Here is a 16,042-nt window from a genome sequence, read left to right as displayed (position 1 = left end):
CAAAGGGTAACGTTGATCGCCCCCAGAGTCTCGACCACCCTCAGGGTGGCTGTCTTTGTGCCTGAGCACAGGGTTTGCAACCAAGGCCTGTGCGGGTGAACAACCCGTTCCATCACTGTCTTCAAGGATCACTTGCATGTTCGAACTCGATCACGACCTGGCCCAGGACATCGTCGACCGGGCGATGGCCATCCTGCCGTACAACGTCAATGTCATGGACAGCCAGGGCTTGATCCTGGGCAGCGGCGAGCCGGAGCGGGTCAACACCCGGCATGAAGGCGCGCAACTGGTCTTGGCCAATGGCCGGGTGGTGGAGATCGATGCGCAGACGGCGATTCATCTCAAGGGCGTGCAGCCGGGCATCAACCTGCCGCTGATGCTCGATCAGCGCCTGATCGGCGTACTGGGTATCACTGGCGAACCCGAGCAACTGCGCACCTACGCCGAGCTGGTGCGCATGACCGCCGAAATGCTGGTGGGCCAGCGCAATCAGCAGGCCGAACAGCAATGGCGGCGCCAGCGCTGCGATGACCTGCTGGCGTTGTTGCTCAGCGAAGCCGGGGATGCTCCGCGACTGGTCGATGAAGCGCAGCAGTTGGGCCTCAAGCCCCAGATGACCCGGGTGCCGTACCTGTTCGAACTGGGCCTGGAGCACGCTCCGGGGCAAACCGTCGAGGCACTCAGCGCCTGGTTGACGAGCCGTCACCCCGACAGTTGGTGCGTGAGCTCGGCCAAGACCTCGTTGCTCTGGTGCCGGCCGGCGAGCCAGACGGTGGAGAACGAGCGCTTGCTGGACAAGCTCGACGGCCTGGGCTGGAACATCCTGCGCATTGCCGTGGGTGGGCAGGCCGATGGCCTTTCGGGCTTGCGTCGCTGCTATCGCCGGGTCGGTGACTTGCTGGCCTACGGGCGCGAAGTGTTGCCGCGCTCCCGATTGCTGACGCTCAATCGCTATCGGCTGCCGGTGATGCTGTGGCGCCACCGCAACGACGACGCCCTCGACGAATTGCTCAATCCGCTGCGCAAGGTTATTGCCAAGGACAACAACGGTCAGCTGTTGGCAACCCTGCGCAGCTGGTGCGAACACGATGGCCAGAGCCAGGCCTGCGCCGATGCACTGGGCATCCACCGCAACAGCCTGCGCTATCGCATGGAACGGATTGCCGAGCTGAGCGGGGTTGATCCGTTGCGGCTGGACGGCATGCTGGCGTTGTATCTGGGTGTGCAATTGCTGCCCCAGACAGACACTAGCCTGTGAGCCAGGCAATGCCCCTGTAGGAGTGAGCCTGCTCGCGATGGCGGCGTATCAGTCAGCATTGATGTCGCTGACACTCCGCCATCGCGAGCAGGCTCGCTCCTACAGGGAATGCGTTCCTCCACGGGCTTTGTGGAAATGAACAATAATCCTCAACACCGCTTGTGCAGCGGCCCGGCGTTATTGTTCATGGCGGCTGGCAGCATGTGGGCATTGGAACTGGAGAATTCCCATGAAAATCGTGATCGCCCCCGACTCGTTCAAGGACAGCCTCAGCGCCCAAGGCGTGGCCGATGCCATTGCATTGGGATTGGCCCAGGTCTGGCCTGATGCCCAATTGATCAAATGCCCGATGGCCGACGGCGGGGAAGGGACTGTCGAGTCGATCCTGGCGGCGTGCGATGGCGAACTGCGCCGCAATGAGGTGCGCGGGCCTTTAGGGGCTACGGTGAATGCAGCCTGGGGCTGGTTGCCCCAGAGCCACACCGCGATCATCGAAATGGCCGAGGCCAGCGGTTTGCAATTGGTCCCGGTGGCGCAACGGGATGCGTGCATCAGCAGCACCTTCGGGACCGGGCAATTGATCCGCGCCGCACTGGATGCCGGTGCACAACGGGTGATCCTGGCGATTGGCGGCAGCGCGACCAATGACGGCGGCGCCGGTGCCATGCAGGCCTTGGGCGTGAAACTCCTCGACTTCCAGGGGCAGACGCTGTCACCGGGCGGCCTCGCCCTAACGCAGTTGGCCCGTGTTGACCTGGGCGAGATTGATCCGCGCCTGGCCCAGGTGCGCTTCGACATCGCCGCCGACGTCAACAATCCTCTGTGCGGCCCCCACGGTGCCTCGGCGATCTTCGGCCCGCAAAAAGGCGCCTCGCCCGTGCAGGTCGAGCAACTGGACCGCGCCCTGGGGCACTTTGCCGACCATTGCGCGCAAGCCTTGAACAAGGACGTGCGCGACGAGCCGGGCAGTGGCGCGGCGGGCGGCCTGGGGTTTGCTGCCAAGGCGTTCCTCGGTGCGCAATTCAAGGCGGGCGTTGAAGTGGTAGCCGAACTCGTGGGCCTGGCCGACGCCGTTGCAGGCGCCGACCTGGTGATCACCGGTGAAGGGCGTTTCGATGCGCAAACCCTGCGCGGCAAGACGCCCTTTGGTGTGGCGCGGGTCGCCCGGGAACACGGCGTGCCGGTCATCGTCATCGCCGGTACGTTGGGCGAGGGCTATCAGGCACTGTACGAGCATGGCATCGACGCTGCGTTTGCCCTGGCGAGCGGGCCGATGACCCTTGAGCAGGCCTGCGCCGAGGCGCCGCGTTTGCTGCGTGAGCGGGCGACCGATGTGGCGCGGGTCTGGCGGGTGGCCAGCCGGTAAACGTTTGAACACCACAAAACCTGTAGGAGTGAGCCTGCTCGCGATGGCGGTGTATCAGTCAGCATTGATGTTGACTGACAGTCCGCTATCGCGAGCAGGCTCGCTCCTACAGGTTCATCCATTCCTACTCAGGCGGGTCAATCTGATCCAGCACCCGGTTCGCCGTGATCTCCGCCAGCATCACGCTGTTGGAAATCCCCAGCAGCGCATTGCGCGATCCCCCATCCAGATGATCCACCAACTGATGGACCATCACGTCGACTGACGCCAGCGTTTCCACCAGGTAAACCACCAGGGTTTCGGTCGTCACTTCAGGGTTCACGGTAAACAGTGAACCGGGGGTGGCAGCTGTGCGCAAGTTAGTCGACCGGCAAGGAAAGCAAAACCGGCGCGCCCGAGGACGCCAAGCGCACAGCTACCATCAAGCGCAGGCAAAAACCTGACTGATGATGCTTGTGCGACCGCTTTACCTTAGCCGGGCGACTAAACCCGATCACTGATGAGCAGTGACGCGAATCAAGTTACCGATGGCCCCCCAGGCGCACAAGCCGGCGGATTCTGGCGTAAGCGTAGGCAATGGCGCAAGGTCCTGTGGCTTTCATGAAGTAACCTTAAACACCATTAAACAAGTGCTGGCAAGGTGCCGTATTGCGCGATTTGAGATAGGGTTGTCGCCAGGAATACGCGCGACAGGAGAACGCCATGCGCTACTCAGCCTTGACCCAACGAATCGCCGGTGACGGAGCGGCGGCCTGGCAGATTCACGATCGAGCGCTGGCGCTGCGCGAGCAGGGTGTCGATGTCTTGCTGCTGTCGATCGGCGACCCGGACTTCGACACCCCACAACCCATCGTGCAGGCGGCCATCAACAGCTTGCTGGCCGGCGACACTCACTACCCGGCGGTGCGCGGCAGCCAGGGTTTGCGCGACAGCATCGCCCGGCATCATCGCCAGCGCAGTGGCCAGGCAGTGGATGCGCAGCACGTGATCGTCTTCCCCGGGGCGCAGTGCGCGGTGTATTCGGTCGTGCAATGCCTGCTCGATCCGGGGGACGAAGTGCTCGTCGCCGAACCTATGTACGTGACCTACGAGGGCGTGTTCGGTGCCTGCGGGGCGAAAGTGGTGCCGGTGCCGGTGCGTTCGCAGAATGGCTTTCGGGTCGATCCGGCGGATGTCGCGGCACTGATCACACCGAACACCCGCGCGATGTTGCTCAACAGTCCGAACAACCCCTCCGGCGCCAACCTGCCGCTGACGACCTGGAAAGCGCTGGCCGCATTGTGCATTCGCCACGACCTGTGGTTGATCAGCGACGAGGTGTACAGCGAGTTGCTGTTCGAGGGCGAACACATCAGCCCCGCGAGTTTGCCGGGCATGGCCGAGCGCACGGCGACCATCAACAGCCTGTCGAAATCCCATGCCATGAGTGGTTGGCGGGTGGGTTGGGTGATCGGGCCGCATTCCCTGTGTGAACATTTGGTGAATCTGTCGTTGTGCATGTTGTTCGGCATTCCGGATTTCATCCAGAACGCCGCGCAATTGGCGCTGGATGAAAACCTGCCGCACGTGGCGCAGATGCGAGAGGAATATCGCCAGCGTCGCGACCTGGTGTGCGCCAGCCTGGATCTGTGCCCTGGCATCCGGGCGATTCGCCCCGATGGCGGCATGTTCGTGATGGTCGACGTGCGCCAGACCGGGTTGTCGGCCCAGCATTTTGCCGAGCGACTGCTGGACGGCTATGGCGTGTCGGTGCTGGCCGGGGAGGCCTTCGGGCCAAGTGCGGCCGGGCATATTCGCATCGGCCTGGTGGTGGACCGGCCGAAGCTGGCGGATGCCTGCCGACGTATCGTGATGTGTGTAACGAACATGCTTGAAGGGCGGCGGGCCTGAGTTTTTTTACTTCGGCTTGAGCGTCCCATTGCCCGTTTCAATCTCGTTTAAACGCACTGCATCGTGCAAAAAAAAGCGCGGGTACCTGTCAACTTTGACAGTATCGCGTTGTAAAAAACTGCCGTTTAATTCGCTCAAGGTCCAGTTACCGAGCAGAGCGAAGGGACAGTGTTGTGCTTACCCGATGTCTCGATCTGCCAGACAGGCTTGGTGGCCATTGCGTGCGCAAGGGTCGAAGTGTTGTTCATGGGAGAACGATGTCATGGCGAGTCAAGACAGCAAGCAATCATTAGCCGCATGGAGTCAACGTGTACCCGGGCGCAATGGCCCATTGGCGTTCGACGAGCCGGATGTCAGTACTGTAACGATGCCCGGAAACCCGCCAGGCCTGTTCCCTCGGGCGTCACTGGATGCCGGAATCGGACTGGAGATTAAAGCCTGGGCAACGCTACCAACTGATGACGGTGAAATTGAAAGCGTGATACTCCAGATTGCGCGGCCTGGCAGTGATGAATACGAAGATGTTGCAACTGTCACCTACACCCACGGTACGTCGACTTTCCCTTTGCCGATCACCCTCCCGGCTGCATTTTTGTTGAAGCCTGAAAACGAGGGGGCATTCAATATCCGCTACGAGCATGTGAACTGGGTCGGGACGTCTGCCTGGTCGGTAGATGTACCGGTCTTTATCGACAAGACCCCGCCCAACGGTACAGCGGCACCTGACAAGATTACATTTTCAATTGCACCGCCCTTTACTGAGGACAAACTTGCCGGGTTGACGGACGTTGATGGCACCATCCCCGTCTGGGCCGGGGCTGCGCAAGGCGACAGGGTGGCCTTTGCCTGGATGAAGGACCGGCTACCCGAAGACCCGAACGATATTGTTCCGATTGCCGTGGTCGAGTTGGGGCCGGACCGAAAGGTGAAGTTCCCGGTTGCGCTCATTCGCTCACTGGGTGACGGTGGGTTCTGTGGTGGCTATACCATTTTCGACAAGGCGGGTAACCGCAGCAGGATTTCGTTGTATGACTTGATCCCCGTTGCGCTAGGCACCCTTCCGCCAACGCCCTACCCCGCACCGAGTGTGCCGGAAGCGGTCCCCAAAGGTTATGTCGATCGAAACGACGCGCTTCAGGGTGTTCACGTCGAGTTCGCCAGCATTCTGCATGCGAAGAGCACCGATGAGGTCGAGATCATCTGGAATGGGGTAGCGTTGGATTATAAGACGCCGGTCGGTTCTAGCCCAGGTAATACCATCAGTATCGGTGTGAGCTGGGTACACATGCGTGACCAGTACGGCGCCGCGACCGGAGCTGTTTCCACCCCCATTGAATACAAGTTGTACCGCGGCATACTCGAACTGGGTGGTGCGTCCGGCACGGTGATGGTCAATTTCGAAACCACAGGCCCTGGCAATCCCGATCCGTGGCCTGGCAACCCGTTGCTGCTGCCGCTGGATGTGTTTGGTAAATCAAACGTTGCCAACAAATTGGTTGCCAGTGATGAGGACGAGCTCATCGAAGCGGTGATCGAACTGGTCGATCCAATTGCCGATGGCGACAAATATCAGGTGCTGTGGAATGGTGTTCCAATCGGCGCCCCCTATGTGATTAATATCGCCAACGATACCGCCGGCGACGAGATTCGAATCGAACTGGATTGGGACGTGATCCGCCGGCAAGGCAACAATCCGAAAATGCCGGTGACGTACTCCCTGTCCAATCCTGCCATCGCCAACCCTCAAGAGCCAAAGGACCCAACCGAGGTTGGAATCGAGTTTCTGACGGTGAACTTGCCGGTTGCCCAGCCACAACATCTCATCAACGGCAGATTGACCTGTCGATCGCTGCATACAGAAGGCGGCAAGATGGGCTTCCAATACCTTATTCCAGCCAGCGACTATCTCAAGGAAGGGATGATGGTGAGCGTGGAGTGGAAAGCCTACACCACATATGCCAACCCTCAACCCGTGCCGGGAGCCGGCAAGACCGCAACGCTTGGTCCTGTCACGGCCGAGCAGGAAGCCAACGGCTTGATGTGGCTGATCGAGCCCTATGACACGCACCTGTTACCGACCTGGGGAGGCCCCACTGATCAGGAAGGCAAGGGCGAAGTGATTTACACCCTTGTTGTCGACAGCGTACCCGTGCCATCGCCAGCATCAGACACGCGGGTGGTGCTCTCGGCGGGATCGGGAACTTGTGTCATTCCGTGAAGTGAAAACAGGCAGGAGCAAACCCTCGGTGATCCGTGTCATGGGGCACGGACCCATCGCTTTGATTCGGCGATGGGCGTCGAAACCGGTGGTAAAAAATCCTACAGGATCTTAAGGATACTCCCGCATTTCAATCAGTTGTTACTGGATATTCTGCGTCGTCTTTGTAGTTCGGATCATCACAGCCTGTAGGGCTGATCCGGGCTTTCTTCGTCCAGAAATCATGGAGCCTGTTATGGCTGGCACGCGTTTGTTCACCTTGAGCCCCCTGTCTCAAATCTTGAAACTGTTGTCCTTCGCTCCGCTGATGTTACTCGGCGAGCACGCTGTATCAGCGACTCGCACGGTCAATGCAACAACGCTCGGCATCGATGGCAGCGCTGCGTTCGACAGTTATCGATTGATCAACGCCGCCACGTTGAATGCCAACGGCGCCCGGACACAAGATATTAGAGTCAGCAGTGGTTCCAACTTGAACCTGACCGGCAGTCAAGTGCAGGGCACTGGAACCAACAATGGCATTCATCTGGATGCAGGCACCGCCACCATTACCGGCAGCGCTATCAGCAGCGACCGGATCGGCCTGGTACTCAGTCACGATGCCGCCAACACCAGAGGCTCTGTCGTGCAAGTGAACAGCAGCACCATCTCCGGTGGGCAAAACGGAGCGACGGTCAATGCCATGAGCACACTGACACTGACCGGCAGTACGGTGACGGGGGGCAGCGCAGCGGGCTTGCGTTTGTTCAATGGTACGGTCAATGCCAATGACAGCACCATTGTCGGTGCCAAGAACGGTGTTCAAATCAATTTCGATCCGGCGATTGATGCCCCCGGCACGCTGAATCTCAGAGGCTCTCACGTCATCGGGCGTGACGGCTCGGCCATTATTGTCGACCCGCTGAGCACTGGGACCGTATCGGCCAATATCGCCGTACTCGATGGCTCGACCCTGACGGGCAGCAATGGCGTATTGATGGAAGTCGTCAGGGGCGCCGAAGGCAATCTGCGTGTAGGTAACAGTCATCTGGTGGGCGATATCGTTGCCGATGGCAGCAGCACCGCCAATGTAACCCTGGAAAACTTCGCCACCCTGACCGGACGCCTGGAAAACGTGCAGAACCTGGCGGTCAACAGCGATGCCCGATGGATAATGGTCGGCGATGGCAGTGTTGAAAACCTGGCCTTGAATGGCGGCGGGGTGCAGTTCGGCAACCCTGGGGAATTCTTCAAGCTCTCTGTGGGAACGTTGTCGGGGGAGGGCGGTACGTTTTACATGCACCACGACTTCACCACCGGCCAGGTCGATACCCTTACGGTCACCGGCAACGCCAGCGGCAACCATGTGATAGCGCTCGACAGCAGCGGCACTGAACCGCAGGCTCCGGCATCGACCGCAGTCGTCCATATCGGCTCGGGGGATGCGACGTTCAAACTGGCCGGCGGTGCTGTCGACCTTGGTGCGTTTTCCTACGACCTGATCAAGCAGGGCGACAACGACTGGTTTCTGAATACGGCTACAAAAACCATCAGCCCGGGTACTCAATCGGTGATGGCGCTGTTCAATGCCGCGCCTACTGTCTGGTACGGTGAACTGAGCACTTTGCGCAGTCGCATGGGCGAAGTACGCATGGACAACGGCAAGGCCGGTGGATGGATTCGGGCCTATGGCAACAAGTTCGATGTCAGCGCCAGTTCTGGTGTGGCCTACCAGCAAACCCAGCAGGGGTTGTCGTTCGGTGCCGATGCTCCCTTGCCGTTGGGTGACGGGCAGTGGTTGGTGGGGCTGCTGGGTGGTTACAGCAAGTCCGACCTGAACATGGCCCGTGGCTCCAGTGGCACGGTTGATAGCTACTATCTGGGTGCCTACACCACCTGGCTGGATGAGCCGAGCGGGTACTATTTCGACGGCGTGCTCAAGTTCAACCGCTTCCAGAATGAGTCCGACGTACGACTCAGCGACGGCACAAAAGCCAAAGGTGATTACAACAACAATGGCGTCGGTGCGTCGCTCGAATTCGGCCGGCATATCAAGTTGGCCGACGATTACTTTGTCGAGCCTTTTACCCAGCTTTCGGGTGTAGTCGTCAAGGGTGCCAGTTACAACCTGGACAACGGCATGTCCGCCGAGGGTGATCGCGCGCGCTCCTTGCTCGGCAAGGTCGGTGCCACAGCCGGACGCAATTTCAATCTGGGTGAAGGCAAAGTCGTGCAACCGTACCTGCGGGCGGCTTATGTGCATGAGTTCGCCGAGAACAACGATGTCGAGGTCAACAACAACCCGTTTAAAACCGATCTTTCGGGCTCCCGTGGTGAGCTGGGAGCGGGGGTCGCCATGACCCTGACCGACAAGGTCTCGGTGCACGCCGATTTTGATTACAGCAACGGCGACAAAATCGAGCAGCCTTGGGGTTTCAACGTTGGTGCGCGTTACAGCTGGTAATTGAACCTCTGAAGTAGCCAGCCATTACTGCCGAGTGCCGTCATTGATGACGGCACTCGGCGCTCCCGAAAACGGAGCTGAGTGTTGATTGCGCTCGGGGCTCTTTGACTCTGCGAGTCTCCAGCGTTCGGCACTCGGCGCAGGAGATATCCATGTCATCAGAGCAAACCGTTGTGCCGCTGCCGCCACCGACCACAGTCCCTGCTCCCTTGAGCAATGTCGTGGGCGGGGAAACCAATCTGTTGCACCGAACGGCCTGGAGTGACCCGAACAATCCACTCAAGGTGTGCTTCGATCCATGGGAAAACTCGCAACCGTCCGTGGGGGATCCGGAGTCAGTCCAGATCCTCCTCAATGACGTTGAAATCGGCCGCAAGGAGTGGACCGCACCCATCCCCCCCAGCGATCTTTTTGTTGCCATCAGCGAAGACAAGCTCCCCTCGGGTGTACACGAACTTCGCTATATCGTGACGATCTGGAGTGGGACGCCTCATGAGTCGGATCCACTCGTGATCACCGTTGATAAAAACGGGCCATTGCTCAATCCATCCAGTGCATTTGTTTTTCCTTCTGCCGTACTCCCGCCCAACACGCTCACCGCTCGCTACCTTGAACAAAACAACGATGAGGTAAAGGTGGACCTGCCTGTTTATACAACGCCGCGTCCCTGGGACTGCATCACCTGGTATTGGGGGGAAACCCGGGGCAACCTGAATAAGGGGGGGGTCATTGAACTTGATGAAAAAAACTACGAGCTGCCCGTGGTAGTCACCATCGAGGGCCAATTGATACGGGATCGCAAGGACGGCCTGCGTTATGCCTGGTACGAGGTGTCCGACCGTGCAGGTAACGTGAGTCGACCGCCTTCCGATCCTGTTGAGCTGGACGTTGCCGCGACCCCGATACCTCGTAACCTGCCATGGCCTACCGTTGAGAAAGCGTCGGGCGCGGGAGAGCAACAGACGCTGGATCCATTGCTGGCTACGACAGGTGCGGTGGTGGAAATCCCGGTAGACGCGGTGATTTATCCAGGCGAACGAATGTGGGTGCAGTGGGGTGAGCCCGGAACCCTGGGTGCACGTCGGATTGAGCAGCCCATCTCTCCGGGACAGCGCCGCTATCAGGTCGACATGCAGGCAGTGGCCGCTCACATCGGCAAGACCTTATCAGTGCAATACCGCGTAATTGACGAGCAGGACGGGGAGCATTTTTCCTTCCGCCGCCAGCTTCAGGTTCAAACCATCCCGAGCAATCGCTTCGAGGCTGTGCGATGTGACGGGCTGACCGGTGGCAACCTGCGTTATAGCGCGGTTGCACCCGTGGGGGCCCGGTTGACGCTGGCTAAATGGAGTTTAATCACAACGGATCAATGGATCATGATCACCATGACGGGAGTCGGCACATCGGGGGATCTGGTGTTCGAAGCGATCAGGAAACGTGCGATCACGGCGCAGGAAGTCGTAGGCGGGATTGGTTTCAGTACCGATATCAGAGTCCCCAAGGCATTCCTCAATACGCTGCGGCGCAATGCGCCTTTAACGGGCAAGGTCTATCTGAGCTTTGATGGCGGACAAACATGGCCGCCTTTGGCAGCGCCCAATTTTCCCCTGCTGCAATTGACCTTAGTTGACTAGCCGTCAGCAGTCAGGGCCCCGTATCAACGGGGCCGGGTGCGCGCTATTTGTAGGTCAGCGTGAAGTTCAAGGCACCTTTGGCGTCGCCCGGCTTGACGTTCGCTCTTGACTCTATCTGGTAAAAACGCGCGGCAAAGTCGAGTACGGTGTCACCGGTGGTGATTTGCTGTATCGGGACTTCCGTGTTGAGCTCCACGGGTGTCGACCTGTCCCCTCTGAGCAGTTGAATACCGATGCCTTTGGCACCGGACGCCGGAGTCAGGCTGAAAACGCCGGGAATTGCCGGGATGACAGGTGATGACCCGCCGCTACCCTCGAAGCGGAGATTGGCGGTGGCGATGTTGGTGTTGGTGTCGTCCGCGACGCAAGCACTCAAGGTGATGTTGAACGCAACAGCGCTCGTGACATGACCAGGGCCGGAAAAGTCGGCAAGGTTCCAGTCTCCCAACTGTACCGGGTCGGCACTGACTTTGTTGCTGCCGCAATGAGCCTGGATGACCGTGCCGCTCAGTCCGACCCGAAAGCTCTTGCCCGGGATACCCGATAAGGCGCCGCTAAACAGTTCCTGTCCGGTCAGTGTTTGTGGGCCAGGGGCAATGGGCCCCGTCTTGATCAGCGTGATGTAGCTTTCAAGGTTGGCGAAGTTCAGCTGCGCTGTTCCCATTGGACGCTGATGGTGGGCGCTGAAGGGAACCGTGGAATCTCCCGTGTCAGGGGTGAATGCATTCGTTGCACTGCCATTGAACGGGAATCCCAGTTCAAATCTGGCTCCGACCCCTGGAATGTTGGTGGGCAACAGCGTGTGCACCGCTCCGTATGTACCGCTTCCGGAAGGCAGGCCCTGAACAGGAGGCACGCTGGTTTGTGCGTTGAAGGTCAGGCGAACACTGCCATCGTTATCACACATAATGTTGCGCCTTTCATTGTTGTCGGTTCGCTTGAACCGTCGGCTGCCGATAATGCTGCCGACAGGGGCATCCCGGGGGATGTAAACGCTTCCAAGGTCCTGGATGAACGTCATTGTCCCGCTCCCGTTGGCGCCCCATTCGCAGGTATTGTTAGCCGCTGCGGCAAGATGCACCTGGCACCCGGCCGCGAGCCCCAGCAGCCCGGTCAAACAGTGTAAGGAACGTTTCATATTGTTTCTCCCGAGTGGGGCAGGCAGGCAGTCAGGGGCTTGGCCCGTGGCGTGTATTTCGATTTTGCAGTGGTCAGCGACATGTCAACTCCTGCATTCGATAGCCTTGCGCCTGATCCATTTGCTGGGGGTCGATGTGCAATTGACATTGAGGTTCAACGTGCTCGCCCCAGCTCACATTCACCACTTGGGGCTCGGCGCTGGTCGAGAGCAAGACCTGGCCCGCCTGACCCACCATGCCGATGACCGTGCCTTTTTCATCGGCCAGCTGTGCGCCGAACGGCAATGTTTGACCACTGACGGTTCGCCCGGTGATGAGCAGACGGGTGACGGTCCGCGCGGGGAAGGAGGCCTTGACCACGGCGCCGCGCCTTGGCACGACCTGAGTGGTGCCGTTATCGATTTCTACTTCGGGGCCCAACTGATCGGTTTGCAGTACCAGTTGATTGTTCCGATAGGGACGCAGGTGCGGCGCGAGGGCATAGCCGCGTTCATTGGTCTTGACGCCGACGGCATTCAATACGCCGACACCGGCAATGCCGGGTACCTCCACCAATGCGGTAGTCTCGCCCAGATAAGGCCCGGCCTCGACACCATCGGCATGCAGCAGTAACGCGCCGCTGGCATTGAGTGAAACGTTACGGTAGTCCTGGCCTTGGGTCAGGCCGGCGCCAAGGCTGCCGAAGGGGGCCTGATAACCGAGCGACAGTGCTGCCGATTGCCCACTGTCCTCATGGCTGACCGATGCCTGGTAATTGAGGCGGTTTTGGTCGGTGCTGCCGCTGAGGCTGGCGCGCTGGGCAAAATGTTCGCCATTTTTCTGGGCGTCGAACGTTGCATTGGCCGAGTGGCCGAAATCCAGCGGCATCGTGACGCTCAAGCCGACCTGCCGGTCGTTGCCCCTGGACGAGTTGAGCGATTGTGACGCGAACAGGTTCAAACCGACGCCTTGGAACTGGGTACTGGCGTTGAGTTGGTATTGCCGCTGTGTTTGGCTGCTTTGCCAATAGTCCTGCTGTGACAGCGTCAGGCTCAAGGCACTGCTGGCGCCGATGCTCTGGTAGATCGAGGCTTCCAGCCGGCTGCGGCGGCTGCCGTACCAATGGGAGTCATGGCTTCGCTGGCGCACGGCTTCATCGAAGTCCCGATAGCCTTCGGTAGAGTAGCGGTAGCCGGCAAAACGCAGATTGGTGTTGGAGGCGAAGGACTTGCCGTATTTCAGCGCATAACTCATGCCTTGGACCTGTGGCGAATCCAGCGTATCGATATCGGCACTGGAGTGCGTGAGGTCCAGAGACAGGGCGCCGAACCTACCCAGATCCCGGGCTGCACCAACAGTCCCGGCCCGGTAGAAATCGCTGGCCATCAGGCCGCCATACAACGTCGAGTGCCACCCCGTTCCCATGGCCAGGGTGCCTTGCCAGAGCAGTGGCTGCTCGAGATTCTGCGCGCCGTTGTAGCGACCCAGGGCTGTGCTATAACGCCAAACGCCCTCGCGCAGCAGATTACCGACGCTGGCAAAGGATTGGGTAAAGCGCCTGACCTGACCATCGGCCTCTGTCAGTACGATCTCCAGTTCGCCACTTCCGCCATTGGTACTCAGGTCATCGATTTCATATGGGCCGGGGCTGACATAGGTGGTGTAGATGGGATATCCGTTCTGGAAAACTTCAAGTTTGGCACGTGTTTGTGCGACGCCGCGGATCACCGGTGCGTACCCTTGCAGGACATCCGGCAGCATGCCCATGTCCGAACCGATCAACGCGCCCTTGATGGGCAGGCTTCTGAATACGTCGCCGCTGGTGAAGGTTTCGCCCAGTGTCAGGTTGGCGTGGGTGCCGGGCAGGTCGCGTTGCGCATAGGCATAGGCACGGGCCCATTCACGCTTGCCGTCGTCGTTCTGGCGCAACGATTGGTTACTGCGCAAACGCCAGGGTCCAAGATTGATGCCGCTGTTGAGATACAGATCATCGGAGTTTTGCCGGCCGCGATAACGGTTGGTGCCTTGCTGCGCCGTCGCCTGGTAGCTGACAAACGCCGCGTTGATGCCATGGTCCCAGCGTTCCGGATCGATCTGACCGTGCACATCACGGCGCATGGCGATATGCGGGATGGAAATTGCCAGTAACAGCTGACTGCCATCAAAGTCGATTTCGGCGCCGGGGATCATTGCCTGTAGATCGACGCACCGGGTTGTCAGTCGCTCGGGTTCGGCGATGCTGTCGAGTCGTACACCCATCTGACCCAGCAATTCGGCGCTCAGGCAGGGCGTCAGTTGATTGCCCCGGGGGCTGAGGATGAACTCGATTTCTCGTTGGCCGAAGTACGACAGGTTGACTTGTATCTCGACCAGATAGCGCCCCGGTCCCAGATCGTGTGTTTGAGCCAGGATCTGTAGCGCTTGCTGGCCCGCACTGCTTGCATGATCCGGGCTCTGGCGCATGAAGCTTGATTGAAATTCAACAGGGGGGGCTGCCTGTGCGAGCCTCGGCTCAGCGAGCGTGGCGCCGCTGTAACCCACCACAAGCACGTGAACAAGGTGCAGCCGCGGTGTGCGTCGGCACTCAAAGGATAGGGGGATGGTCATGGTCGGGGGCGCACTGTCTCAAGGGGTAATCTGAACGGGCAGGTTCAGCTGTGCGGAACTACCGCCGAAATCGTTGATGGCCGAGAACTCGACCTGCAGGCCCTTCGAAGGCACTGATCCCGACAACACAAAGGTCTGCCGCGACAGTGGCGCCACCATTTCGGCTTTCTCGACAAGTTGGCTGTGGTCAATACCCTTGACGGCAAGGCGGGCAAACGTCACGTGGAAGGGGGTCGGATTGAACAACTCCAGCTGCGTTTTACCGTCGGCCTGACGGATGGACCACTGCAGGTCCTTGAGCCGGGCCATGGGGTTGTCCTTGAGCTGGCTTGGGCGATAAAACAGCTTGATTCGGGTGCGCAGGGCGATGTTCAGGACATTGCCCGCCTCTGGATTGGCCTGCGGAATTTCCTGAACATTGAAGTAAAACAAGGATTCCCGATCTGTCGGCAGATCGTTCGGCAGGCCATTGATCTGGACTTGTTGCTCCTTGCCGGGGTTGAGCCGGAACAAGGGTGGGGAAGGCATGAACGGCACCGCCGTGGTTGCATCATCGGCGGCGGTGTTGACCCAGGTTTGCACGGCGTATATCCGTTTGCTGGGGTTGGCGACTATCAATGACGTATTGCGTTTGTTGCTCTCAAACACCACACGCGTGCCGCTGAGTGTCAAGGCGGCCTGGGCGGCGGGAATGCTGGTCGCCAGCATGATTGCAGACATGCAGACGCCAAGGGCAGGCCGGGAAGCGGCCGCCTGCTTGATCAAACCGAACATGGTTCATTACCTTTTTTCAGGTGTAAGCGACTGCTGGACAGCGCTTGGTGCCCTCCCTGGCGATGTGGGTGGCAAAGGAGGGCAGGGGGCGGGGATTAGTTGATGTCGACGACGAACTGCACGTCGGCCGAAGCCCTACCGGCCGTCACTGTCGTCGCTGTCGAGCGGTAGGTTGCGTAGAACAGCAGGTCGGTCGGGCCGGAATCGTTCAGGTCGTAATCGGGTGATGAGGTGCCCGGAACCAGTGGAGTGCCGCTTCTATCCTTGAGAGCGATCACCACGTCCTTGGCAGCGTCTGGGGTGGGGGTCAAGGCAAAGTAACTGCCGCTAGGGTCGGGGGTGCCGTTGAACTTCACGCTAGCCTTGCTGTTCGCGGTGATGTTGCAGCCTGAATTGTCCGGCACGCGCAGCGCAAAGCTCTTGCCCCCGTGTTCCTGACCGGTCGCGGTAAAACGGCTGGCTGCAACACTGCCCATTTTTACCTGGTTGCCAATGGAGTTGTCCGCCGGGTTGACGACTTCAATCGGGCAGGAACCGGAGGTGATCTGGCCCTCGAAGTTGATGGTGCCGGTATTGGCGAATGCCGAAGTGCCGGCCACGCCTGCAGCCAGGCCGAGGGAAAGTGCGAGTAGCGACTTTTTCAAAATATTAGTCCTTTTATTGACACAGTGCCGGCGTTCTAAAGGTCGAGACGCCGCCGTTGTTGCACTGTTTAGCGAGGGGTAAGTTGGGGG

Annotated in this window: 10 protein-coding genes and 1 pseudogene; 6 read left to right on the top strand and 5 right to left on the bottom strand. The window is 59.6% G+C overall.

The window, feature by feature from the left end:
- The first annotated feature begins 136 nt into the window (after positions 1 to 136).
- Together KGB07_RS17930 and KGB07_RS17925 are read left to right on the top strand one after the other, a co-directional pair.
- Positions 137 to 1,258 carry a sugar diacid recognition domain-containing protein gene (locus tag KGB07_RS17930; protein WP_046043813.1) on the top strand — a complete coding sequence of 374 codons (1,122 nt, stop codon included), beginning with the start codon at positions 137 to 139 and terminating at the stop codon, positions 1,256 to 1,258.
- Positions 1,259 to 1,487: 229 nt separating this feature from the next.
- Positions 1,488 to 2,624, top strand: coding sequence for a glycerate kinase (locus KGB07_RS17925; RefSeq protein ID WP_046043812.1), 1,137 nt, complete (start codon positions 1,488 to 1,490; stop codon positions 2,622 to 2,624).
- Positions 2,625 to 2,748: 124 nt separating this feature from the next.
- On the opposite strand, the pseudogene KGB07_RS17920 reads toward KGB07_RS17925, so the two are convergent.
- Positions 2,749 to 2,976: pseudogene (locus KGB07_RS17920) on the bottom strand (DUF6124 family protein); the annotation flags it as partial.
- A gap of 350 nt (positions 2,977 to 3,326) precedes the next feature.
- Between KGB07_RS17920 and KGB07_RS17915 the strand changes: the two are divergent.
- The 4 genes from KGB07_RS17915 to KGB07_RS17900 all read left to right on the top strand — a co-directional run bounded on the left by KGB07_RS17915 (position 3,327) and on the right by KGB07_RS17900 (position 10,809).
- A complete protein-coding gene (locus KGB07_RS17915; protein WP_223466107.1) occupies positions 3,327 to 4,514 on the top strand; it encodes a pyridoxal phosphate-dependent aminotransferase in 1,188 nt (395 codons plus the stop codon).
- Positions 4,515 to 4,776: 262 nt separating this feature from the next.
- Positions 4,777 to 6,732: a hypothetical protein gene (locus tag KGB07_RS17910; RefSeq protein ID WP_046043809.1), complete on the top strand. Its 1,956-nt coding sequence runs from the start codon at positions 4,777 to 4,779 to the stop codon at positions 6,730 to 6,732.
- Positions 6,733 to 6,967: 235 nt separating this feature from the next.
- On the top strand, positions 6,968 to 9,175 hold the full coding sequence (locus tag KGB07_RS17905) for an autotransporter outer membrane beta-barrel domain-containing protein (RefSeq protein WP_223466106.1): 2,208 nt from the start codon (positions 6,968 to 6,970) through the stop codon (positions 9,173 to 9,175).
- 152 nt (positions 9,176 to 9,327) lie between these two features.
- Positions 9,328 to 10,809: a hypothetical protein gene (locus KGB07_RS17900; RefSeq protein WP_046043806.1), complete on the top strand. Its 1,482-nt coding sequence runs from the start codon at positions 9,328 to 9,330 to the stop codon at positions 10,807 to 10,809.
- A 43-nt stretch (positions 10,810 to 10,852) separates the two neighbouring features.
- Here the strand turns inward: KGB07_RS17900 and KGB07_RS17895 are convergent, their stop codons facing one another.
- From KGB07_RS17895 to KGB07_RS17880, 4 genes are all read right to left on the bottom strand, one after another.
- Positions 10,853 to 11,947, bottom strand: coding sequence for a fimbrial protein (locus KGB07_RS17895; RefSeq protein WP_223466105.1), 1,095 nt, complete (start codon positions 11,945 to 11,947; stop codon positions 10,853 to 10,855).
- A gap of 73 nt (positions 11,948 to 12,020) precedes the next feature.
- On the bottom strand, positions 12,021 to 14,534 hold the full coding sequence (locus tag KGB07_RS17890; RefSeq protein WP_223466104.1) for a fimbria/pilus outer membrane usher protein: 2,514 nt from the start codon (positions 14,532 to 14,534) through the stop codon (positions 12,021 to 12,023).
- 18 nt (positions 14,535 to 14,552) lie between these two features.
- Positions 14,553 to 15,308: a molecular chaperone gene (locus KGB07_RS17885; protein WP_223466103.1), complete on the bottom strand. Its 756-nt coding sequence runs from the start codon at positions 15,306 to 15,308 to the stop codon at positions 14,553 to 14,555.
- A gap of 95 nt (positions 15,309 to 15,403) precedes the next feature.
- A complete protein-coding gene (locus tag KGB07_RS17880) occupies positions 15,404 to 15,952 on the bottom strand; it encodes a fimbrial protein (protein WP_046043801.1) in 549 nt (182 codons plus the stop codon).
- Positions 15,953 to 16,042 lie beyond the last annotated feature (90 nt).

It is taken from the genome of Pseudomonas sp. GL-RE-26 (assembly GCF_019956275.1).
Lineage (GTDB): Bacteria > Pseudomonadota > Gammaproteobacteria > Pseudomonadales > Pseudomonadaceae > Aquipseudomonas > Aquipseudomonas grandcourensis.
Note: the sequence above shows the minus strand (reverse complement) of the source record. Positions and strands in the feature narration are given on the sequence as shown.

What these genes read in the sequence shown, in the direction of transcription:
- KGB07_RS17905 (WP_223466106.1), top strand. Translation starts at nt 6,968, where the DNA reads ATGGCTGGCACGCGTTTGTTCACCTTGAGCCCCCTGTCTCAAATCTTG.
- KGB07_RS17885 (WP_223466103.1), bottom strand. Translation starts at nt 15,308, where the DNA reads ATGTTCGGTTTGATCAAGCAGGCGGCCGCTTCCCGGCCTGCCCTTGGC.
- KGB07_RS17890 (WP_223466104.1), bottom strand. Translation starts at nt 14,534, where the DNA reads ATGACCATCCCCCTATCCTTTGAGTGCCGACGCACACCGCGGCTGCAC.
- KGB07_RS17900 (WP_046043806.1), top strand. Translation starts at nt 9,328, where the DNA reads ATGTCATCAGAGCAAACCGTTGTGCCGCTGCCGCCACCGACCACAGTC.
- KGB07_RS17925 (WP_046043812.1), top strand. Translation starts at nt 1,488, where the DNA reads ATGAAAATCGTGATCGCCCCCGACTCGTTCAAGGACAGCCTCAGCGCC.
- KGB07_RS17910 (WP_046043809.1), top strand. Translation starts at nt 4,777, where the DNA reads ATGGCGAGTCAAGACAGCAAGCAATCATTAGCCGCATGGAGTCAACGT.
- KGB07_RS17895 (WP_223466105.1), bottom strand. Translation starts at nt 11,947, where the DNA reads ATGAAACGTTCCTTACACTGTTTGACCGGGCTGCTGGGGCTCGCGGCC.
- KGB07_RS17915 (WP_223466107.1), top strand. Translation starts at nt 3,327, where the DNA reads ATGCGCTACTCAGCCTTGACCCAACGAATCGCCGGTGACGGAGCGGCG.
- KGB07_RS17930 (WP_046043813.1), top strand. Translation starts at nt 137, where the DNA reads ATGTTCGAACTCGATCACGACCTGGCCCAGGACATCGTCGACCGGGCG.